This window comes from Enterobacter sp. ECC-219 (genome assembly GCF_043966805.1).
GTDB lineage: Bacteria > Pseudomonadota > Gammaproteobacteria > Enterobacterales > Enterobacteriaceae > Enterobacter > Enterobacter cloacae_N.
Map to the genome: position 1 here is coordinate 1847583 of NZ_CP143680.1, position 20865 is coordinate 1868447.

The 20865-nt window shown below is 58.3% G+C and carries 21 protein-coding genes; 7 read left to right on the plus strand and 14 right to left on the minus strand.

Annotated features, from left to right (window positions below):
- Positions 1 to 32 precede the first annotated feature (32 nt).
- Complete coding sequence (locus tag V1603_RS08650; RefSeq protein ID WP_395313771.1) at positions 33 to 827, minus strand: TraB/GumN family protein; 795 nt, start codon at positions 825 to 827, stop codon at positions 33 to 35.
- A 50-nt stretch (positions 828 to 877) separates the two neighbouring features.
- Positions 878 to 3376, minus strand: coding sequence for a copper-exporting P-type ATPase CopA (gene copA, locus V1603_RS08655; RefSeq protein ID WP_395313772.1), 2499 nt, complete (start codon positions 3374 to 3376; stop codon positions 878 to 880).
- Between the two features lie 108 nt (positions 3377 to 3484).
- Here copA and cueR point away from each other — a divergent pair, with 108 nt between their 5' ends.
- Positions 3485 to 3895 carry a Cu(I)-responsive transcriptional regulator gene (gene cueR, locus V1603_RS08660; RefSeq protein WP_080328025.1) on the plus strand — a complete coding sequence of 137 codons (411 nt, stop codon included), beginning with the start codon at positions 3485 to 3487 and terminating at the stop codon, positions 3893 to 3895.
- On the opposite strand, the gene V1603_RS08665 is transcribed toward cueR, so the two are convergent.
- From V1603_RS08665 to V1603_RS08675, 3 genes are all read right to left on the minus strand, one after another.
- Positions 3892 to 4344 (minus strand): NfeD family protein, encoded by a 453-nt coding sequence (locus V1603_RS08665; protein ID WP_395313773.1) that lies wholly within the window; start codon positions 4342 to 4344, stop codon positions 3892 to 3894. The two genes, cueR and V1603_RS08665, sit on opposite strands and share 4 nt — an antisense overlap.
- Positions 4341 to 5255 carry an SPFH domain-containing protein gene (locus V1603_RS08670; RefSeq protein ID WP_061099000.1) on the minus strand — a complete coding sequence of 305 codons (915 nt, stop codon included), beginning with the start codon at positions 5253 to 5255 and terminating at the stop codon, positions 4341 to 4343. The genes V1603_RS08665 and V1603_RS08670 overlap by 4 nt, the downstream gene beginning before the upstream one ends.
- Positions 5256 to 5365: 110 nt before the next feature.
- On the minus strand, positions 5366 to 6223 hold the full coding sequence (locus V1603_RS08675; RefSeq protein ID WP_395313774.1) for a hypothetical protein: 858 nt from the start codon (positions 6221 to 6223) through the stop codon (positions 5366 to 5368).
- Between the two features lie 246 nt (positions 6224 to 6469).
- Here V1603_RS08675 and fetA point away from each other — a divergent pair, with 246 nt between their 5' ends.
- Entirely contained in the window at positions 6470 to 7141 is a 672-nt protein-coding gene (fetA, locus tag V1603_RS08680; protein ID WP_116341530.1) for an iron efflux ABC transporter ATP-binding subunit FetA, read from the plus strand.
- A complete protein-coding gene (fetB, locus tag V1603_RS08685; protein ID WP_395313775.1) occupies positions 7134 to 7916 on the plus strand; it encodes an iron efflux ABC transporter permease subunit FetB in 783 nt (260 codons plus the stop codon). The genes fetA and fetB overlap by 8 nt, the downstream gene beginning before the upstream one ends.
- Positions 7917 to 7965: 49 nt before the next feature.
- Here fetB and V1603_RS08690 read toward each other — a convergent pair whose 3' ends face one another.
- The 3 genes from V1603_RS08690 to tesA are packed head-to-tail and all read right to left on the minus strand — an operon-like array spanning position 7966 to position 10302.
- The gene (locus V1603_RS08690; protein WP_166710308.1) at positions 7966 to 8820 is read right to left on the minus strand and encodes a co-chaperone YbbN; all 855 of its coding nucleotides are present in this window, start codon (positions 8818 to 8820) and stop codon (positions 7966 to 7968) included.
- A gap of 59 nt (positions 8821 to 8879) precedes the next feature.
- Complete coding sequence (locus tag V1603_RS08695; RefSeq protein ID WP_192983370.1) at positions 8880 to 9689, minus strand: SDR family oxidoreductase; 810 nt, start codon at positions 9687 to 9689, stop codon at positions 8880 to 8882.
- Complete coding sequence (gene tesA, locus V1603_RS08700) at positions 9679 to 10302, minus strand: multifunctional acyl-CoA thioesterase I/protease I/lysophospholipase L1 (RefSeq protein WP_061098994.1); 624 nt, start codon at positions 10300 to 10302, stop codon at positions 9679 to 9681. The genes V1603_RS08695 and tesA overlap by 11 nt, the downstream gene beginning before the upstream one ends.
- Between tesA and ybbA the strand changes: the two genes are divergently transcribed.
- From ybbA to V1603_RS08715, 3 genes are all read left to right on the plus strand, one after another.
- Positions 10273 to 10959 (plus strand): putative ABC transporter ATP-binding protein YbbA, encoded by a 687-nt coding sequence (gene ybbA, locus V1603_RS08705; RefSeq protein ID WP_041912055.1) that lies wholly within the window; start codon positions 10273 to 10275, stop codon positions 10957 to 10959. The two genes, tesA and ybbA, sit on opposite strands and share 30 nt — an antisense overlap.
- Positions 10956 to 13370 carry a putative ABC transporter permease subunit YbbP gene (gene ybbP, locus V1603_RS08710; RefSeq protein WP_395313776.1) on the plus strand — a complete coding sequence of 805 codons (2415 nt, stop codon included), beginning with the start codon at positions 10956 to 10958 and terminating at the stop codon, positions 13368 to 13370. The genes ybbA and ybbP overlap by 4 nt, the downstream gene beginning before the upstream one ends.
- A 183-nt stretch (positions 13371 to 13553) precedes the next feature.
- Positions 13554 to 14699, plus strand: coding sequence for a porin (locus tag V1603_RS08715; RefSeq protein ID WP_116341520.1), 1146 nt, complete (start codon positions 13554 to 13556; stop codon positions 14697 to 14699).
- Between the two features lie 88 nt (positions 14700 to 14787).
- On the opposite strand, the gene mnmH is transcribed toward V1603_RS08715, so the two are convergent.
- From mnmH to ppiB, 6 genes are all read right to left on the minus strand, one after another.
- Complete coding sequence (gene mnmH, locus V1603_RS08720; protein WP_395313777.1) at positions 14788 to 15858, minus strand: tRNA 2-selenouridine(34) synthase MnmH; 1071 nt, start codon at positions 15856 to 15858, stop codon at positions 14788 to 14790.
- An 84-nt stretch (positions 15859 to 15942) separates the two neighbouring features.
- A complete protein-coding gene (gene purK / locus V1603_RS08725) occupies positions 15943 to 17010 on the minus strand; it encodes a 5-(carboxyamino)imidazole ribonucleotide synthase (RefSeq protein WP_395313778.1) in 1068 nt (355 codons plus the stop codon).
- On the minus strand, positions 17007 to 17516 hold the full coding sequence (purE, locus tag V1603_RS08730) for a 5-(carboxyamino)imidazole ribonucleotide mutase (protein WP_116341514.1): 510 nt from the start codon (positions 17514 to 17516) through the stop codon (positions 17007 to 17009). The genes purK and purE overlap by 4 nt, the downstream gene beginning before the upstream one ends.
- A 171-nt stretch (positions 17517 to 17687) precedes the next feature.
- The gene (locus tag V1603_RS08735; protein ID WP_302218844.1) at positions 17688 to 17897 is read right to left on the minus strand and encodes a YdgH/BhsA/McbA-like domain containing protein; all 210 of its coding nucleotides are present in this window, start codon (positions 17895 to 17897) and stop codon (positions 17688 to 17690) included.
- A 139-nt stretch (positions 17898 to 18036) separates the two neighbouring features.
- Positions 18037 to 18759 (minus strand): UDP-2,3-diacylglucosamine diphosphatase, encoded by a 723-nt coding sequence (gene lpxH, locus V1603_RS08740; RefSeq protein WP_395313779.1) that lies wholly within the window; start codon positions 18757 to 18759, stop codon positions 18037 to 18039.
- 3 nt (positions 18760 to 18762) lie between these two features.
- Complete coding sequence (ppiB, locus tag V1603_RS08745; RefSeq protein WP_000256009.1) at positions 18763 to 19257, minus strand: peptidylprolyl isomerase B; 495 nt, start codon at positions 19255 to 19257, stop codon at positions 18763 to 18765.
- 175 nt (positions 19258 to 19432) lie between these two features.
- Here ppiB and cysS point away from each other — a divergent pair, with 175 nt between their 5' ends.
- Complete coding sequence (cysS, locus tag V1603_RS08750; RefSeq protein WP_395313780.1) at positions 19433 to 20818, plus strand: cysteine--tRNA ligase; 1386 nt, start codon at positions 19433 to 19435, stop codon at positions 20816 to 20818.
- Positions 20819 to 20865: the final 47 nt, after the last annotated feature.

A 20865-nucleotide genomic window follows, 5' to 3' on the forward strand; every position in this document is an offset into this window, starting at 1 on the left:
TTGACGGGCCAATAGAGATATTGGCCATTTTTTTATTTCAACAGCGACGGCAAATTCCCTTCGCCGTATAAATGCAGCGCCCCGACCGCCACCACGTATTCCCCCGCAGGTAAAGCATGCAGCGTCTCTCGCCAGGCTTTGTTGCGCGCATTCATCAGCACATCATACAGCGATTCGCTGAACGTCGACGGTAACGCCAGCTTACCGTCCGCGGGCGGTGCATCCAGCCACCAGCCAATCATGGTTTGCAGCAGGCGCGCGTTGGTGTGCCAGTGGGTGAGGGTATCATCCAGCAGCATCAGACCATCGTCAGGAAGCTGGCGCAGGAGCGCAATCTGGCTGTCCGTCCCTTCCAGCTCGATGATGGGCATACGGCGCGCCCGCGCCACGTTAAGCAGCTGGTAATCAATGCCGTAATCACCGCGCAGGCCCAGACGCTGCGCCTGCGTGGCCTGCAGTACCATGGCAATTTGCCACAGCGGCAGGGTATCAATCATGGAGAGCGACACGCCAGTTTCATCCGCGACGCGCGTCAGTTCCGCAAGCTGGGCCTCATTCAGACGTTCCGCCAGTGGGAGATCGCTTTCAAGCCCGGCAAACGGCGACTCGTGGCCGGAAATGTCCGCCTCGACGACCAGCGCGTCGGCGCGCTTCAGGCGTTTTATCAGACCGGGTGGCAGGGGTGACATCCCCTGCGTGCCCATATGGATGCTGCCGACCAGGTGAAGGTGTTGCCCACCCGGAAGCGTAATATCCATACCGGGCCAGTCATAGCGGCGGGGGAAGAGGGCGCGAAACGATGCTTTTATACGATTAAACAGACTCATACGCGCTCCATGACCGGAAAGGGTCATGCTAGCGCGTACGAGAACAAGGTTCAATCTTTCGGTTTAAACCGCAGCAGACGGTTGGCGTTGCTCACCACGGTGATGGACGAGAGCGCCATCGCCGCACCCGCAACAACCGGGTTCAGCAGGGTGCCGGTCAGCGGCCACAAAATGCCTGCGGCAACCGGGATACCGAGCGAGTTATAAATAAATGCCCCCAGCAGGTTCTGCTTCATGTTGCGCAGCGTGGCTTTCGAAATGGCCAGCGCATCGGCAACGCCCATCAGGCTGTGGCGCATCAGCGTAATGGCGGCGGTTTCAATGGCGACATCGCTCCCGCCGCCCATGGCAATCCCCACGTCCGCCTGGGCCAGCGCCGGGGCATCGTTGATGCCGTCGCCCACCATCGCCACCTGGCGACCCTGACTTTGCAGGTTCTTGATGGCGTCCGCTTTGCCATCCGGCAGCACGCCCGCAATCACCTCATCTATACCGGCTTCTTTCGCGATGGCGTTGGCGGTGGTCGGGTTGTCCCCGGTCAGCATCACCAGACGGTAGCCCGCGCGGTGCAGTCGCTGTAAGGCATCCACGCTGTCCTGGCGAAGCGGATCGCGCACGGCCAGCAGCGCGGCAGCGTTGCCATCCACCGCCAGCAGAACCGGGGTGGCGCCCTGAGAGGCCTGCGCTTTCAGCTCATCTTCCAGCGCGGACGTATCAACACCGTTTTCATTGAGCAGCGCCTGGTTACCCAGCAGCAGCGCGTGGCCGTCGGCTTCACCGCTGACGCCTAGCCCGCGCAGCGTGCGGAAATTGCTGACCTGCGGCAGGGCAGAAGCATTCGCCTTATCGAGAATGGCGCGGGCCAGCGGGTGGCTGGAACCCTGCTCCAGCGCGGCGGCAAGGCGCAGCGCGTCCTCTTCTGCAATGCCAGCGGTGCTCACAGCCACAACCTGCGGTTTGCCCTCGGTTAGCGTGCCGGTTTTATCAAAGACAATGGTATCCAGCGTGCTCGCCCGCTGCAGGGCATCCGCATCACGGACCAGCACGCCAAACTCGGCGGCGCGTCCGACGCCGGAAATAATCGACATCGGCGTCGCCAGGCCAAGGGCGCACGGGCAGGCGATGATCAGCACCGTGGTGGCGATCACCAGGGTGTAAACAATCTGCGGTGCCGGGCCGAAGAAATACCAGATAGCCGCGCTCAGCAGGGCAATGCAGACCACCACCGGCACAAAAATGGCCGAGATTCTGTCAGCAAGCTGGCCAATTTCCGGCTTGCTGCTCTGCGCCTGACGCACCATGCGGATAATACGCGACAGCGTAGTGTGGCTGCCGACGGCGCTGGCGGTAAACAGCACGCTGCCGTCCTGCACCACCGTGCCAGCATGAACGGCGTCGCCGTCTGATTTCTGCTGAGGGATAGGCTCGCCGGTCAGCATCGCTTCATCCAGCCAGGCTTCGCCCTGGGTTATCTTACCGTCAACGGGAACGCGATCGCCCGTCGTCAGGCGCAGCGTCATGCCGGGCTGAACCTCGGCCAGCGGGACGCTTTTTTCCCCGTCGTCCGTAACCACGCGGGCCGTCGGCGGGGTTAAATCGAGCAAGCGTTCCAGCGCTTTCGAGGAGCGCTGACGGGCGCGGGCTTCCAGCATATGGCCCAGGTTAATCAGGCCGATAATCATCGCGCTCGCTTCATAATAGAGATGCCGCGCTTCCATCGGGAACCACTGGGGCCAGACGTTCACGCTCATTGAATAGAGCCACGCCGCGCCGGTACCGAGCGCGACCAGCGTATCCATCGTCGCAGTGCGGTTTTTCAGGCTCTTCCAGGCGCTGGTATAGAAATGCCCGCCTGCAAAGACCATGACCGCCAGAGTAATCAGGCCTATCGCCAGCCACAGCGTGCGGTTTTCAGCGGTGACCATCATGTTGTCACCCATCATGCCCCAGACCATCACAGAAATACCGACCAGCAGGGCAACGATCGCCTGCCAGCGGAAGCGCTTCATGGTGGCGATAGCCGTTTCCTGCTGGCGCTCGCGGCGCTCGGCATCGTCTTCGATGGCCTCCGCCCCGTAGCCCGCTTTCTCAACGGCCTGTACTAAATCTGCGGCGGAGGCACTGCCCATCACCAGCGCAGTACGCTCCGCAAGGTTGACCCGTGCCTGCGCGACGCCCGGTACGGCCTGCAAGGCGTTTTGTACCCGAGAGACGCAGCTGGCGCAGCTCATGCCGTTGATCAGCAGCTGTTGGCTGTCATCAATATCATCAGCTGCCGGAAGCTCAGGAGTGGCCGCTGTCAGTGCTTCCGACGGGGATGATGACTCTGCCAGCGGTTTAGCCTTTGGGTGGCTTAACTCCGCCCCGTAACCGGCCTGTTTAATGGTATCAATCAGCGCGTCGGCGCTGGCGCTGCCGGTTACGGCGGCATGATCGATAGTCACTTCAGCGCTTTCCACATCAGGACGCTGTTCCAGGCTTTCTTTCACGCGTTTGACGCAGTGGCCGCAGGAGAGGCCGTCCAGCGTAAGGTCGATAGTGTGAGACATAACAAAACTCCCGTATAATATATTGGTCAGTTGTTGACCGGAGTAACGCTTTTCGCTAACTGTTATGAAGGTTAAACCTTCCATCAAGGGGAAGGTCAAGGGGGAAAAGTGAATATCAGTGACGTGGCAAAAAAAACGGGCTTAACCAGCAAGGCAATCCGCTTTTATGAAGAGAAGGGGCTGGTGACGCCACCGCTGCGCAGTGAAAACGGCTACCGCAGCTATACGCAGCTGCATCTCGATGAACTGACGTTGCTGCGCCAGGCAAGACAGGTGGGGTTTAACCTGGAAGAGTGCGGCGAGCTGGTTAACCTGTTTAACGATCCGAAGCGCCACAGCGCCGACGTAAAAAAACGCACGCTGGAAAAAGTGGCAGAGATTGAACGCCACATCATCGAGCTGCAGGCGATGCGCGAACAGCTGTTGCAGCTGGCGGAATCCTGTCCGGGGGATGACAGCGCCGACTGCCCGATTATCGATAATCTTGCCGGCTGCTGCCATCGCAAAACCCACGCTTAGCAGGCTTTCACCCGCAGCGTAATGCCTTCCACCGCAATGACCTCAACCTGTGTTCCGGCGCTGAGGTCGCCGTCGGCCACCACCGGCCACGAGCTGTCGCCCACGCGCATATGCCCGCGCCCGTTCACCAGCGCGGCGTCGAGCGTAAAGCGCTTGCCGACAATCTGCTGTCCGCGCTGGTTAAGATGCGCGTCCAGCGGTTTCTGCTCTTTTACCTGGCGGTTAAGCCAGCGCCACCACAGCCAGGCGGCGACCAGCGTCAGCACGGCAAACAGCGCGCCCTGCCACGCCCAGTCCAGAGGAAGGATCCAGACCAGCAGGCCAGTAATGACAGCGGCAACACCGCTCCAGAGCAGGTAGCCGTTGCCGCCCAGCATTTCCGCCGCCAGCAATAAGCCACCGAGGCTTAGCCAGAAGGCATGAGGATGTGCAACGATGAGCTCAATCATTTTTTACGCTCGTTTCCGCTGTCTTTGATCAGTTCGGCGATCCCCGCGATAGAGCCCATCAGGCTGCTGGCGTCCAGCGGCATCATCACCACTTTGCTGTTGTTCGCGGAGCCGATCTCTTTCAGCGCATCGGTATATTTTTGCGCGACGAAGTAGTTCACGGCCTGAATGTCCCCGGCGGCAATCGCCTCGGAGACCATCTGCGTCGCACGGGCTTCCGCTTCTGCGGAACGTTCACGCGCTTCTGCCTGCAAGAACGCGGACTGACGGTCGCCTTCGGCTTTCAGGATCTGCGACTGTTTTTCCCCTTCCGCTTTGAGGATCTCCGCCTGACGGACCCCTTCGGCTTCCAGAATATAGGCGCGCTTGGTGCGCTCGGCCTTCATCTGGGCGTTCATGGAGGCGATAAGCTCAGCCGGTGGGCGCACGTCGCGGATCTCAATACGGGTGACTTTGATCCCCCACGGGTTCGTGGCCTCGTCGACAATGTGCAGCAGGCGGGTATTGATGCTGTCGCGCTGGGAAAGCATCTCGTCCAGCTCCATCGAGCCGAGCACGGTACGGATGTTGGTCATGGTCAGGTTGACGATCGCCAGCTCCAGGTTGCTCACCTCATAGGCCGCTTTCGGGGCATCAATCACCTGAATAAAGCAGACGGCATCAATGGTGACGTTGGCGTTATCTTTGGAGATCACTTCCTGAGAGGGGATATCCAGCACCTGTTCCATCATGTTGATCTTGCGACCAATTCTGTCCATGAACGGGATAATCAGGCTTAAGCCGGGCTGCAGCGTGTTGGTATAGCGGCCGAAGCGCTCTACGGTCCACTGATAACCCTGCGGGACAATTTTGACGCCTGCGCCCACAATAACCAGCGCAACGAATATTAGGACGGGAACAACGATGAGCATAAAAACCTCCTGTTTTGCATGCTTTGGTGAGAAAAAGAGCGTGTTTGCTATTCGTAAGTATATCGGCTAATGGGCTAAAATTCGCCCCGTCCGACGGGCGGGGCGGTGTGTCAGTGGTAGCTGTAGGTAAAGTCAGCGATCAGCGCATCGTCACCCGCATCAGCGATGGCTTTCGACAGGCCGTGATAGAAGGTTTCCAGCCCAATCTCTTCTACCAGGTGCAGCTGCTCACGGATCGGCGCGCAGAACAGTTCCGCATTGCCCGCGCCAACGCGCTTGTTGTTCGGCGGAAGTTGACCGGTGATCCCTTTGAACCAGGTGCGTACCGCGCCTTTCAGAGAGCTGGGCGCGTCGTTGACGGCGTCGTGTCCCGTCAGAATTTGCAGCGTCGGGAACTGGTCTGCACACACTGCCGTTTTCATGCGCGCATAAAACTGGCTGAAGAGTTCGAAAGACTGCAGATCGGTGACTTTGGGTTTGGTCGTTTTGCCCTGAACGTTGCCTGTCTTTTTCGCTGCGGGCTGCGCGGGCGCCAGCTTATTAAGCTGCAGATCGAACAGCAGGTTCGCGTGTTCGCGTCGTTTGCTTACGTCCGGGAAGCGTTCGATAAACGCGCGGATAAATTCCGGCGTCATCAGGTCAGCAAAATCATGGTTGACCAGCCACTGGCCGCGGGCAAACTCACCGGGAGACTGGAACCAGGCCGGAACCTTGCCCGGCTCGAACTCTTTGACATTTCCTTTGCCGTCGATTTCAACGAAGCGAGTGCCGTTGTCAAACGCAAAGCGGCAATTCTTCAGCTGAATGACCGGCTTCATCTTCAGCAGGCCCTTAACAAACCGGACAAGCTCTCCCCCGAACACATAAGCCGTAACGGATTCTGAAGCAATAGCGGCAAGAAGCTGATCGATGGTTTTCACGCCAGGTTCAAGTTCAGAAAACTCATAAAAAGTGTGAATATTAGACATTCTGGTACTTCCTTATTGTGTTGCGGGCAGAGCTTAACACCACTTTAACGAATGTTCTAAACCAGGGATGCGGAAGTGTCGCTAAGGTCACGGCGTAAACTGTAAAGCGAAAGTGTAAAGCATGTCTAATGAATGCACGTTAAACACAATGGGAAGTCTTGGTGGCGAAAGGGGGCGCTAAAACGCGTTGTGACGAACGTGCGGCACGGATTATGCTAATAACGCTCGGTGGTTACTGGAAAAAATATGAACAACGAAAATGCAGTTTTGCAGATAAAGGACGTCGGCTTTCGTGTCGCGAATAACACGATCCTTCAGCACGTCGGCTTTAACCTTTCTCCCGGTGAGTTCAAGCTAATAACGGGGCCGTCAGGCTGCGGTAAAAGTACCTTACTGAAGATTGTGGCCTCACTTCTTAGCCCAACGGAGGGGACCATTCTGTTTGAAGGGCAGGATATTGCGTCCCTCTCTCCGGAAAGCTATCGCCAGCAGGTCTCTTATTGCGTACAAACGCCAACGCTTTTTGGCGACACGGTTTTTGACAACCTGATTTTTCCGTGGCAAATCCGCAATAAAACGCCGGAGCCGGAAAAATTCATCAACGATCTGGCCCGTTTTGGCCTGGCGAAGGAGACGCTGACCAAATCCGTCAGTGAGCTCTCGGGCGGAGAGAAGCAGCGCGTCTCGCTGATCCGTAATCTGCAGTTCTTACCGAAAGTATTGCTGCTGGATGAAATCACCAGCGCGCTCGATGACGCCAACAAACGCAACGTCAACGAGATTATTCATCGTTACGCCCGCGAGCAGAATATTGCCGTGCTGTGGGTGACGCATGACTCAAACGAAATTACCCATGCGGATGACGTGATTACGCTCCAGCCGCACGGCGGGAAAATGCAGGAGGCCAACCGTGGGTGAGCATAACATTACCAATGAATCTCTGGCGTTTTCGATGGTGCTGGTGCTGATTGCGATTGTGGTCAGCTACCGGGAAAAGCTGGGGCTGGAAAAAGATATTGTCTGGAGCATCTGCCGCGCGGTGATTCAGCTCATCATCGTCGGCTATGTGCTTAAGTATATTTTCAACGTCAACCACGCGGTGCTGACGCTGCTGATGGTGCTCTTTATCTGCTTTAACGCGGCGTGGAACGCGCAGAAACGCAGTAAATATATTGATAAGGCGTTTATCTCGTCGTTTATCGCGATTACCACCGGGACGGCGCTCACCCTGGCGGTGCTGGTGCTCTCCGGCTCGATTGAGTTTACGCCGATGCAGGTTATCCCTATCTCCGGGATGATTGCCGGGAACGCGATGGTGGCCGTTGGGCTGTGCTACAACAACCTCGGCCAGCGTTTCAGCAGCGAACAGCAGCAGCTACAGGAGAAGCTAAGCCTGGGGGCGACGCCAAAAGTGGCCTCGGCGCGGCTGATCCGTGAGAGCATTCGCTCATCGCTGATCCCTACCGTGGATTCAGCCAAAACGGTGGGGCTGGTGAGCCTGCCGGGCATGATGTCGGGGCTAATCTTTGCCGGTATCGATCCGGTAAAAGCGATTAAGTATCAGATCATGGTGACGTTTATGCTGCTTTCCACGGCGAGCCTGTCAACCATCATTGCCTGCTACCTGACGTATCGGAAGTTCTACAACGCGCGTCACCAACTGATGGTGACGCAGTTGAAAAAGTCGGCGTAAACCGTCTTTTGTAGGCCCGGTAAGGCGGAGCCGCCACCGGGCTTTTTTATCAGTACAGCAGCGCATACAGCTGACGACGATACTTCGACGCCAGCGCGTCTCCGGTGCCCAGCGCGGCCAGGATCTCCTGGAACATCTTGCGCGCCTGGCCGTCTGCGGCAGCCAGATCTTTCTGCAGGTGGCTGAACAGCAGCTCCAGCGCCTCTTCGTTACGTCCTACCTGATGCAGCTGCAGCGCCAGCTGGCTTGCCAGCGCGGCATCCGCCGGGTTGTCGGCGACCTGCAGCTGCAGCTGCTGAATTTCCGGGGTGTCCGCTGCCTGCTTCAGCAGCTCAATCTGCGCTACCAGTCCCTGATAGCGGGTGTCCTGATCCTGCATTGGAACCGTCTTGAGCACGGCTTCTGCGTCTTCTGAACGGTGCAGGGCAATCTGCGTTTCCGCCAGCAGCAGGCCAATCTGGCTGTTCTGGTTCGACAACTGCCACGCCTCTTTCAGCAAAGGCAGTGCTTCGTCGTATTTGCCTTCCTGCATCAGCGCCATGCCTTCCTGCGCTTTAAGCTCTTCTTCGCGCGGCAGCACCTTATCCAGCAGGGCGCGGATAGCCTCTTCCGGCTGCGGTCCCTGGAAGCCATCAACAGGCTGACCGTTCTGGAACAGGTAGACGGTTGGAATGGCGCGTAGACCAAACTGCGACGCGACCATCGGCTCGGCGTCACAGTCCAGCTTAGCGAGAATAAACTGCCCGTTGTACTGGGCGGCAAGGCTTTCCAGCACTGGCGTCAGCTGTAGACAGTGCTGGCTGCGCTCAGACCAGAAGTAGAACAGCACCGGTTTGGTCATTGACTGTTCGAGGACCTGTTGCAGGTTTGCTTCAGTAATATTGACGATATTCTGTACGGACATGCGACTTTCTCTTTTGTCGGTTTGTTCTTTACATGGGGGATAAGCGTCGTCGCTTCAACTCAACCCTGTAAAATTTTGTCCATTATCCTGCCCGGCAGCAGGCGCTTTAACCAGCCTACGGCATGGGTGACCAGCGTCACCGGGTAGCGCATCTTCGGATGTTCACTCTCAAAAGCATGGCGCACTTTGGCAACCACCGCCTCTGGCCCGAGGGTAAAGCGTGCGGCAATGCCGGGGTTTTCGACCGGCTTATCCGCCTGCGTCTGGTTCACGTTTTCGGTAAAGCGGGTGCGGATCGGGCCGGGCTCAATCAGGCTGACCTTGATGCCGCTGTGGCGTAACTCCATGCGCAGGGCATCGGACCAGGCTTCCAGCGCATATTTACTGGCGGCGTAGGCGCCGCGCCCCGGGGTAGAAATCAGCCCCATCACCGACGATGTCATTACGATGCGCCCTTCGCCGTGCGGCAGCATGGCCGGGAGCAGACGCATGGTGAGCTGATGCACGCCAAAGAAATTGGTTGAAAACTGTTTCTCCAGCGTTTCACGCGAGAGCGTATCCAGCGGGCCATATACGCCGTAGCCGGCATTGTTAAAGAGCCCGTACAGACGATTGTCGGTCAGGGCTATCACCTCGTCGGCGGCGCGTTCAACGCTCTCCGGCGAGTCCATATCCAGCTGTACGCCGGTGAAGCCCATTGCGTTCATGCGCTCGACATCGTCAGGCTTGCGGCAGGCTGCCAGCACCCGAAATCCCTGGCGCTTTAATTCGAGCGCGCTTTCAAGACCGATTCCGCTGGAACATCCTGTAATTAAGACCGATTTTTGCATAACTTTACCTGTCAGGAACTCCGCTGAATTACGAGTCATGTTTAACTAAAGGAGCCAGCCGCGTTGCCATCCAGTCGGCAATAAACGGCTGCGCATCGCGATTGGGGTGGATACCGTCGTCCTGCATCCACTGGGGTTTGAGATAGACCTCTTCCATGAAAAATGGCAGGAGCGGAATATCAAACTCTTTGGCAAGCTTAGGGTAGATCGCGCTAAAGGCCTCATTATACCGACGACCGTAGTTGGCGGGCAGGCGAATTTGCATCAGCAGCGGCTGGGCGTTTGCCGCCTTGATGTCCTGCAAAATGGTGCGCAGCGTTTGCTCGGTTTGCTGAGGCTGGAAGCCGCGCAGGCCGTCATTACCGCCCAGCTCAACCAGCACCCAGCGCGGCTGATGCTGCTTGAGCAGCGCAGGCAGGCGCGACAGCCCTTGCTGAGAGGTATCGCCGCTGATGCTGCCGTTGACAACGGTCGTCTTGCTTTGCCATTTATCATTAAGCAGAGCCGGCCAGGCCGCGCTGGCCGCCATGCGGTAGCCCGCGCTCAGGCTGTCGCCAAGAATCAGTAACGTGTCCGCTGCCGCCGCGCGGAAGGTCATCAGCATCAAAAACAGGAAGGGCAAATGCCAGCGGAAAACAGTGTTGAAGTTCATCGTCTTAAGAAGTCCGTCGGTCAGGGGGAGCAGGAGCTTTCAATCCTTACCGGAGTTGAACTCGTTGTCAAACGCGCCGAAACCATCGCGCTGATTGGCGAATCCGGTTCCGGCAAGTCCACGCTGCTGGCGATTCTGGCCGGTCTGGATGACGGCAGCAGCGGCGAAGTCCACCTTGTCGGGCAGCCGCTGCACCAGCTTGATGAAGAGGCGCGAGCCGCGCTGCGCGCGCGTCATATCGGCTTTGTCTTTCAGTCCTTTATGCTGATCCCGACGCTGAACGCGCTGGAAAACGTCGAGCTCCCGGCGCTGCTGCGCGGCGAAAAGAGTCGCGAAAGCCGCACGCATGCGAAGGCGCTGCTGGAACAGCTCGGTCTGGGCAAGCGCCTCGACCATCTTCCCGCCCAGCTTTCCGGCGGCGAGCAGCAGCGCGTGGCGCTGGCGCGCGCCTTTAATGGACGCCCCGAGGTGCTGTTTGCCGATGAGCCCACCGGCAACCTTGACCGTAAAACCGGCGACAAAATTGCTGACCTGCTGTTTTCGCTGAACCGTGAACATGGCACCACGCTTATTCTGGTGACGCACGATCCGCAGCTGGCCGCCCGCTGCGACCGTCGCCTGCGGCTGGTGAACGGCATCCTTCAGGAGGAAGCATGATTGCCCGCTGGTTCTGGCGCGAGTGGCGCTCGCCCTCACTGCTGATTGTCTGGCTGGCGTTAAGCCTGGCGGTGGCCTGCGTGCTGGCGCTCGGCAGCGTCAGCGACCGCATGGAAAAAGGGCTTAGCCAGCAGAGCCGCGAATTTATGGCCGGGGACCGGGCGCTGCAAAGTTCGCGTCCTGTTCCGCCTGGCTGGATTGAGGAAGCGCGCAAAGAAGGGCTGAAGGTGGGGGAGCAAATTACCTTCCAGACCATGACCTTCGCGGGAGACACCCCGCAGCTCGCCAGCGTGAAAGCCGTGGACGACGTCTACCCGATGTACGGTGAGTTACAAACCAGCCCGCCGGGGTTAAAGCCGATGCCCGGCAGGGTGCTGCTGGCATCGCGCTTGATGGCGCTTCTGAACCTGAAACCCGGCGACAGTATCGACGTGGGCGACGCGACGCTGAAAATCGCCGGGGAAGTGGTGCAGGAGCCCGACTCCGGTTTTAACCCGTTCCAGCTTGCGCCGCGCCTGTTGATGAACACCGCGGATGTTCCGGCAACCCATGCCGTCCAGCCGGGAAGCCGCGTGACCTGGCGCTACAAGTTTGGCGGCACGCCTGCCCAACTGGAGGCGTATGAAAAATGGCTTCTGCCGCAGCTCAAGCCGGAGCACCGCTGGTACGGGCTGGAGCAGGACGAGGGGGCGCTCGGTAAATCCCTGGAGCGTTCTCAGCAGTTCCTGCTGCTGTCGGCATTGTTGACCCTGCTGCTGGCGGTGGCGGCGGTTGCCGTGGCGATGGGGCATTACTGCCGCAGCCGCTACGACCTGGTGGCGATCCTTAAAACCCTCGGCGCGGGGCGCAAGCAGCTGCGCAAGCTGATCGTTGGCCAGTGGCTGATGCTGCTGGTGCTGTCGGCATTCAGTGGCGGGATAATGGGGCTGCTGTTTGAAAAGCTGCTGATGGTGATGCTGAAACCGGTACTCCCGACCGCATTGCCCCCGGCCAGCCTCTGGCCGTGGCTGTGGGCGATTGGCGCGATGACGGTGATTTCGGTGCTGGTGGGGCTGCGTCCGTACAGGCTGCTGCTCGCGACGCAGCCTCTGCGCGTGCTGCGCAATGATGTGGTGGCGAACGTCTGGCCGCTGAAGTTCTATCTTCCGGTGATTATTGCCGTCGCTGTCGGGCTGCTGGCCTGGCTGATGGGCGGTAGCACGCTGCTGTGGGCGGTGCTGGCCGGGGCGGTTGTGCTGGCGCTGCTGTGCGGCGTGCTGGGCTGGATACTGCTCAACGTTCTGAAAAGGCTGACGGTAAAATCCCTGCCCGTGCGGCTTGCGGTCAACCGCCTGCTGCATCAGCCCTGGTCAACGCTAAGCCAGCTGTCGGCTTTTTCTCTGTCGTTTATGCTGCTGGCGCTGCTTTTAGTGTTGCGCGGGGATCTGCTGGATCGCTGGCAGCAGCAGCTTCCCCCGGAAAGCCCGAACTATTTCCTGATCAACATCGCGCCGGAACAGGTTGCGCCGCTGAAGGGCTTCCTGTCGGAGCATCACATTATCCCCGAGTCGTTCTATCCTATCGTCCGCGCGCGTCTGACGCAGATCAACGGCCAGTCAACCGAGGGGAACAAGGACGAGTCGCTAAACCGCGAACTGAACCTGACGTGGCAGGAGAAACGTCCAGACCATAACCCGATTACGGCCGGTAGCTGGCCGCCGAAAGCGGGGGAGGTGTCGATGGAAGAGGGGCTGGCGACGCGCCTGAAGGTGAAGCTCGGGGACAGCGTGACCTTCACCGGTGATACCCAGGATTTTACCGCGAAAGTTACCAGCCTGCGTAAAGTGGACTGGGAAAGCCTGCGACCAAACTTCTTCTTTATCTTCCCGCCGGGCGCGCTGGACGGACAGCCGCAGAGCTGGCTGACCAGCTTCCGCTGGGAAAACGGCAACGGCATGCTGACGCAGCTTAACCGGGAATTCCCGACGGTCAGCCTGCTGGATATTGGCGCGATCCTGAAACAGGTGGGGCAGGTGCTGGAGCAGGTCAGCCGCGCGCTTGAGGTCATGGTCGTGCTGGTGACGATCTGCGGCGTGCTGCTGCTGCTGGCTCAGGTGCAGGTGGGCATGCGGCAGCGTCATCAGGAGCTGATAGTTTACCGCACGCTCGGGGCGGGTAAGCGCCTGCTGCGCATGACGCTCTGGAGCGAGTTTGCGCTGCTGGGGCTGGTGGCGGGTCTGGTCGCGGCGATTGGCGCTGAGACGGCGCTGGCGGTGCTGCAGACAAAGGTCTTCGACTTCCCTTGGGAGCCTGACTGGCGCCTCTGGTTGATCCTGCCTCTCTGCGGTGCGGTGCTGCTTTCTCTTTGCGGAGGCTGGCTCGGCACGCGGCTGTTAAAGGGTAAAGCGCTGTTCCGTCAGTTTGTGAGTTGATTTAGCACGGTGATAGTTGCGCGTCGGTTTTTAATGCCGGCGCGTAATGTTTAAATAGCACAAAGTGATAATACCCACTCATTTAGTAGCACAAAACATTAAAAACCCGTCCCCACAGCCCGATTATTTCCAGTTAATATTCACCAGCTAAATATTTAGCAGCGTGTCTATTAAGGAAAAATAATGACTATAAAAAAATCAGCGCTGGCGGTAACGATTGGCGCGGCAGTGGCATTAACGACGTTCGCCTCTCAGGCGGAAATCACCGTTCTTAAGCAGGATCCTCAGGCGGGTAACCCGCTGAGCCGTCTGAACTTCACCGTTGGCGGCAGTATCCGTCCTCAGTTCCAGAACATGACCGGCGACGACGGTAAAAACAGCTACAAGCGTAACGGCTTTGACGGCGGCACCCGTTTCCGTTTCGCGGCTGATTACTACCTGTTTGATGACATCAGCTGGATCAGCTACTACGAGCTGGGAGTGAACATTCCTGCCCAGTTTAACTGGGATCATCACTATGCAGACGGCGCCCACGACACCACTCGCCGTATGCTCTACACCGGCCTGAAGAGCGATACCTGGGGTACGCTGACCTTCGGTCAACAGAACAGCGTTTACTATGATGTGGTTGGCGTGAAAACCGATATCTGGGACTACGACATGATCGGTCAGGCACCGGGTAACGGGATCAACGGCGACTACGACGGCTCTTACCGTTCACGCCAGATGCTGAAATATAAGAAAACCGTGGGCGATGCGGACATTTACGCATCCTACCTGTTTGAAGACAGCGAATACCTGCCGGGCAACGGCCTGCGCTACAAGCGCAAAGGCGGCGGCTCGCTGGGTATCGATTACCACCTGACCACCGATCTGACCTGGGGCGCAGCGTGGAACTACACCCGCGCCGACATGCGTAACCCGGACAACGGCGACAGCAAAACCTACGATCAGAATATCGTCGGTACCGCACTGAGCTGGACGCCGGACAACTGGACCTTCTCCGCGGGCGGCGGCTGGTACCAGAACTTCCTGACCACCAAAAAAGTGTCTGTTAACGACTACTTTGCGGGCGACGCGTGGGGTATTGAATACTTCGCAGGGTATAAATTCCCAATCGGTCAGTACGCGGTGAAATCCATCCAGCCTTACTTCATGGGTGACCGTATTGAGTACGTGAACGGCCGCAACTACCAGCGTATCGACAACGGCGTGGGTATCAGCTTCCAGCTGGATTACGGTTTCCGCGTGGATTACGAACACGTGTTCACCTCCAGCACCGACAACCTGGGCGACATGAACCTGGTGCGTCTGCGTTACGACTTCTAAGTGGTCTGTTCCCCGGTGGCGCTGCGCTTACCGGGGCTACAAAAGCACGCGTAGGCCGGGTAAGGCGCAGCCGCCACCCGGCTTTTTTTCAGCGATCAAGCCACTCAGCAATCTCTTCGTACGTCCCGCGATACACAATCTTCTCCGCCTTTTTCTCCAGCTGATAGCCGTACATCGGGTCGTAATAGTCCTTCAGCAGCGGTGCAAGCCAGCTGAAGTGCGCCTCGGTGCTGCCGGAGCGTTGCTGTTCCAACAGCGCGGAATCTAACAGCGCGGTGAATTCTGCATACCGCTGCAGCCCCAGGCGGCGGCGAATGGCGAACAGGCCGTGATGCAGATACTCGCTGTACTCTTTCCAGCCCGCTTCCTCGCCGTAGGCAGCAGAAAAGTCCGCCCACATATGGTCGAAATACTCTTCGCGCAGGCGTTCAAGACGAATTTCAAACGGGTCTTCGACGACAACGATAGGGGCTTCAACCATGCGGTCGCGCAGGCACTCCGGCAGGTGGTTGGAGCCAATCATCCGGCCTTCATCTTCCAGCACCCAGCGCGCAGCGTCTTTTTTCAATAGCTCAACCGCAAGGTGGTTTTCAAAGCTGGCCTGGGAAAGCTGCGGCGTGAGCGTGCGGCCAAACGACGAACCGCGATGGTGTGCCAGCCCTTCCAGATCGATGCCCTGCGGGTGCTGCTTCACCAGCAGCGTTTTACCGTTTCCGGTACAGCCGCCGATTAGCACCATCGGCTTTTGCGACTGCTCGATCGTCACCTGAATCGCCGTCTGACGCAGGGCCTTATAGCCGCCGCGGATCAGCGGGTAGTCGACGCCAGCCTCTTTAAGCCAGGCCTGCGAGATATGCGAGCGCTGGCCGCCGCGCGCACAGCAGAGAAAGCCCTCAGGATGGGCAAGACTGGCTTCCCGCCAGGCGCGGATACGCGAGTCGCGCGTTTCACCGTTCACCAGGCGATGGCCGAGCGCGAGCGCGGCTTCGGGGCCCTGGCGTTTGTAGCACGTGCCAACGGCGGCACGCTCGTCGTCGTTCATTAAGGGCAGGTTGACTGCCGCAGGCATCGCGCCCTGGGCAAATTCGATCGGCGCGCGAACGTCGATTAAAGGGGTATCAGACGCGAGGATCGCGCGATAGTCCGTTCCATCGTTCATGGTTATTCCAGAAGAAAACTCAGCAGCAATGGGCGGGGATTGTACGCCGGGGAAGGGGAAGGTCAACTCCCCGGCGTGGATGTCTTACTTAAGCTTTGACTGTGCCCAGACAATGCCGCTTGCATATTCCGGCGGCAGGAGAGGAACGATCGCTTCCAGGGTGGCGCTCAGGCGGTCCGTATCGGTATCGTTCAGGTTCAGGTGACCGACCTTACGACCCTCGCGGACCTCTTTGTCATACCAGTGCAGGTGCACCAGCGGCAGCTTTAGCCAGTCGTAGTTCAGATCGGTCCCGATCAGGTTGATCATCACCGACGGGCTGTTAACGACGGGCTTCGGCAGCGGCAGGTCGGTGATCGCGCGCAGATGCAGTTCGAACTGGCTGATGGACGCGCCGTTTTGCGTCCAGTGGCCGCTGTTGTGCACGCGCGGCGCCAGCTCGTTGATCAGCAGACCGGACGGGGTGATAAAGCACTCCATCGCCATGACGCCCACATAGCCCAGCTCGTGCATGATGGCTGAGAGCATCTCTTCCGCCTGCGCCTGCTGGTCGGCATTGGCCTGCGGGAAGGCGACGCTGGTGCGCAGAATGCCGTCCTGATGCAGGTTATGCGTCAGCGGGTAAAACACCGTGCGGCCGTCGTGCCCGCGCGCGCCAACCAGCGACACTTCGCCGCTAAAGTTGATGCCCTGCTCAACGATGCACTCGCCGTAGCAGTCGTCCGGCAGCTCGGCGGTTTCATGCGCGCGCAGGCGCCACTGGCCGCGGCCGTCGTAGCCGCCCACGCGACGCTTTACAATCGCCAGTTCGCCCAGCATCGCGAACACGTCATTCCACTCGCTTTTGTCGGACAACAGCTGCCACGGTGCGGTCGGCAGACCGAGCTTGTCGAACAGCTGCTTTTGCGTCAGACGGTCGGCAATAATCGGGAACACGTCGCGGTTCACAAAGGCGTTATGGCGCGCCAGCTCGCGGGTCAGCGCGGTTTCCGGCCAGCGTTCGATTTCTGCCGTGATCACGCTCTGGTGGAACGGGACGGCCTCAGGTTCATCGTCCAGCCCGACGGGCCAGACGGCAATACCCAGCGGCTCACCGGCCTGACGCAGCATACGGCCCAACTGGCCGTTACCGAGGACGCAAACCTGCTTCATGCTGCACCCCGCGGGTCCGGGTTATCCAGCACCTCGTCGGTCTGGGCTTTACGCCACGCCGCCAGACGCTGGCGTAAATCTTTGTCGTGCGTTGCAAGAATTTGCGCGGCCAGCAGAGCGGCATTCGCCGCGCCCGCTTTGCCAATCGCCAGCGTGCCGACAGGAATACCGCGCGGCATCTGGACGATGGAATAAAGGCTATCGACACCGCTTAACGCGGCGCTTTGTACCGGAACGCCCAGAACCGGCACCAGGGTTTTGGCGGCAATCATGCCTGGCAGATGTGCTGCGCCGCCCGCACCGGCAACGATCACCTCATAACCGTTCTCTTCGGCGCTTTCGGCGAAGCTGAACAGTTTGTCCGGCGTACGGTGCGCGGAGACCACTTCAACGTGGTGCGGTACATTCAGGATTTCAAAGATTTCGGCGGCGAACTGCATGGTAGCCCAGTCGCTTTTGGACCCCATCACGATGGCGACACGCGCCGGATTATTGCGGGAAGACATGCGTCTTAAAACTCCTGTGGTGCGAAACACACTGCTTTCGAGGGCACAGAGAATAGCATGTTATACGGGCAAGGAAAACGGTTGCGCGGTTAAATCTTGAGCCGTTGTTGCCATCAATTCATAACAAAACAGACCGCGATCTGGCGGTCTGTTTTCGTCGAGCGACAATCATTATTTCGTCAGTTCTGCGGTCATGTACACGCGGTTGTTGAACTGCGCGCTGGTGATTTTGTATGACGCACCTTGTTCAGCAGCCTGGGCAGCAATTTTCGCTTCTGCGCGGTCAAGGGTTGAGCCGGTTGCACTCACGCTCTGAGCGAAAGAACCGAAAGAAACCAGGGAGAGAGCAGTAACTGCAACGAAAGTTTTGATGGATTTCATGGTCGTATTCCTTAAATATTTTGTCTGGGATAGGGCGTGTTGCCCTGATGTGATAAATAATAGGCCGACCACGGGCTGATTAAAATCGAAACAATTTGCCGATATTATTCAAAAAAATAGAAAGAATTGTGAGGGGGGGTTAAAACGGAAACGCGATAAGCTCCACGCCCTCTGGCGTGACTTTGACCATAGAGCCTTCGCTGTGCCACGCGCCCAGTACCATGCGATGGGCCGGTTCACCGTTGGCGATAAGAGAATGCACGTCAGGACGATGGGTATGACCGTGGATCAACCACTGAACGCCATGCTTTTCCATCACGTTCACCACCGCCAGTGGATTAACGTCCATGATGGTCAGGGATTTGCTGCTGTTGGCGGCTTTACTGCCCGCGCGCATTCTGGCGGCGATGCGGTTGCGGATAAACAGCGGCAGGGCAAGGAACAGCTTCTGGATCCACGGGGTGTGGACTTTGGCGCGAAACGCCAGGTAGCCGGTATCGTCGGTGCAGAGCGTATCGCCGTGCATGATCAGCACCCTGCGGCCATAGAGATCGAGCACCTGCTCTTCCGGCAGCAGCGTCATACCGCTTTCACGGGCGTAGCGCTTGCCGAGCAGGAAATCACGGTTGCCGTGAATGAAGTAGCAGGGGACGCCGGAATCCACCAGCGTTTTAATGGCGGCAGCCATTTCACGGTGCAGCGGATTTGGGTCGTCGTCGCCAATCCAGGCTTCAAACAGGTCGCCCAGGATGTACAGCGCATCGGCGCTTTTCGCTTCCCCGCGTAAAAAACGCAGAAAACCGGCGGTTATCGCCGGTTCTTCTGTTTGCAGATGCAGATCCGCAATTAAGAGTGTCGCCACGAATTACTCGCTGACGGTCACGCTTGTAATCACAACGTCTTCTTTAGGAACGTCCTGGTGCATACCGCTGCGGCCGGTTGAGACGGCTTTGATCTTGTCAACCACGTCCATCCCTTCAACCACTTCTGCGAAGACGCAGTAGCCCCAACCCTGCAGGCTTTCGCCGGAGAAGTTCAGGAAGTCGTTATCCGCCACGTTGATGAAGAACTGCGCGGTGGCAGAGTGTGGTGCCTGAGTACGGGCCATTGCCAGCGTACCGCGGGTGTTTTTCAGGCCGTTGTTCGCTTCGTTTTTGATCGCTTCTTTGGTCTCTTTCTGGCGCATGCCAGGCTCGAAACCGCCGCCCTGGATCATAAAGCCGTTGATCACGCGGTGGAAAATGGTGTTGTTGTAGAAACCTTCGCGGCAGTAGTCCAGGAAGTTTTTAACTGTTTCAGGCGCTTTGTCATCAAAGGTTTTGATTACGATATCGCCATGATTAGTGTGGAAAGTAACCATTTTTGCATCCTGTTCCGTTATTGTGGTACGTCGACCCGCCTTCGGGTCATATATAGGGGCTTGTTATAGCATAACCACAGGACGCGATCACCTTGCATTGTGTGCTGATCCTATTCCGAATTATGGGTATTATAGGGAACAAACAACCCACACACGTGTTTACATGGAATCTTCGATGTTAAAAATCTTTAATACAATGACGCGCCAGAAAGAGGAATTTAAACCTATCCATGCCGGGGAAGTCGGCATGTACGTGTGTGGTATTACGGTTTACGATCTCTGTCATATCGGCCATGGCCGTACCTTTGTCGCGTTCGACATCGTCTCTCGCTACCTGCGCTTCCTGGGCTATAACCTGAAGTACGTGCGTAACATTACCGACATCGACGATAAAATCATCAAGCGCGCTAATGAAAACGGCGAAAGCTTTGTTGCGCTGGTGGATCGCATGATCGTTGAGATGCACAAAGACTTCGACGCCTTAAATATTCTGCGTCCGGACAGCGAGCCGCGCGCGACCCACCATATTCACGAAATTATCGAGATCACCGAGAAGCTGATTGAGCGCGGTCACGCGTACGTTGCTGACAACGGTGACGTGATGTTCTCGGTGCCGACGGACCCAACCTACGGTTCGCTTTCCCGTCAGGATCTGGATCAGCTCCAGGCCGGCGCGCGCGTGGACGTGGTGGACGTGAAGCGTAACCCGATGGACTTCGTGCTGTGGAAAATGTCCAAAGCGGGCGAACCAAGCTGGCCATCCCCGTGGGGCGAAGGCCGCCCGGGCTGGCACATTGAATGTTCCGCGATGAACTGCAAACAGCTGGGCAAGCACTTCGACATTCACGGCGGCGGTTCGGACCTGATGTTCCCGCACCACGAAAACGAAATCGCGCAGTCCACCTGCGCCCACGGCGGCGAGTACGTGAACTACTGGATGCACTCCGGGATGGTGATGGTTGACCGCGAGAAGATGTCGAAATCGCTGGGCAACTTCTTTACCGTGCGCGACGTGCTGAAGTATTACGACGCGGAAACCGTGCGCTACTTCCTGATGTCCGGCCACTATCGCAGCCAGCTGAACTACAGCGAAGAGAACCTGAAGCAGGCGCGCTCGGCGCTGGAGCGTTTGTACACCGCCCTGCGCGGCACCGACAAATCAGTGCCTGCGGCTGGTGGCGAAGCATTCGAAGCGCGCTTTGTTGAGGTGATGAACGACGACTTCAACACCCCGGAAGCCTACTCCGTGCTGTTCGACATGGCGCGTGAAGTGAACCGCCTGAAGTCAGAGGACATGGCAGCGGCGAATGCGCTGGCGTCCCATCTGCGCAAGCTCTCTTCCGTGCTCGGCCTGCTGGAGCAGGAGCCGGACGTGTTCCTGCAGAGCGGCGCGCAGGCGGACGACGGCGAAGTGGCGGAAATTGAGCGGCTTATCAAAGCGCGTCTGGAAGCGCGTCAGGCGAAAGACTGGGCGGCGGCAGATGCGGCGCGTAACCGTCTGACCGAGATGGGCATCATTCTGGAAGACGGCCCGCAGGGAACGACCTGGCGTCGTAAGTAATTTTCCCTTCATCCTAACCCTCTCCCTGTGGGAGAGGGCCGGGGTGA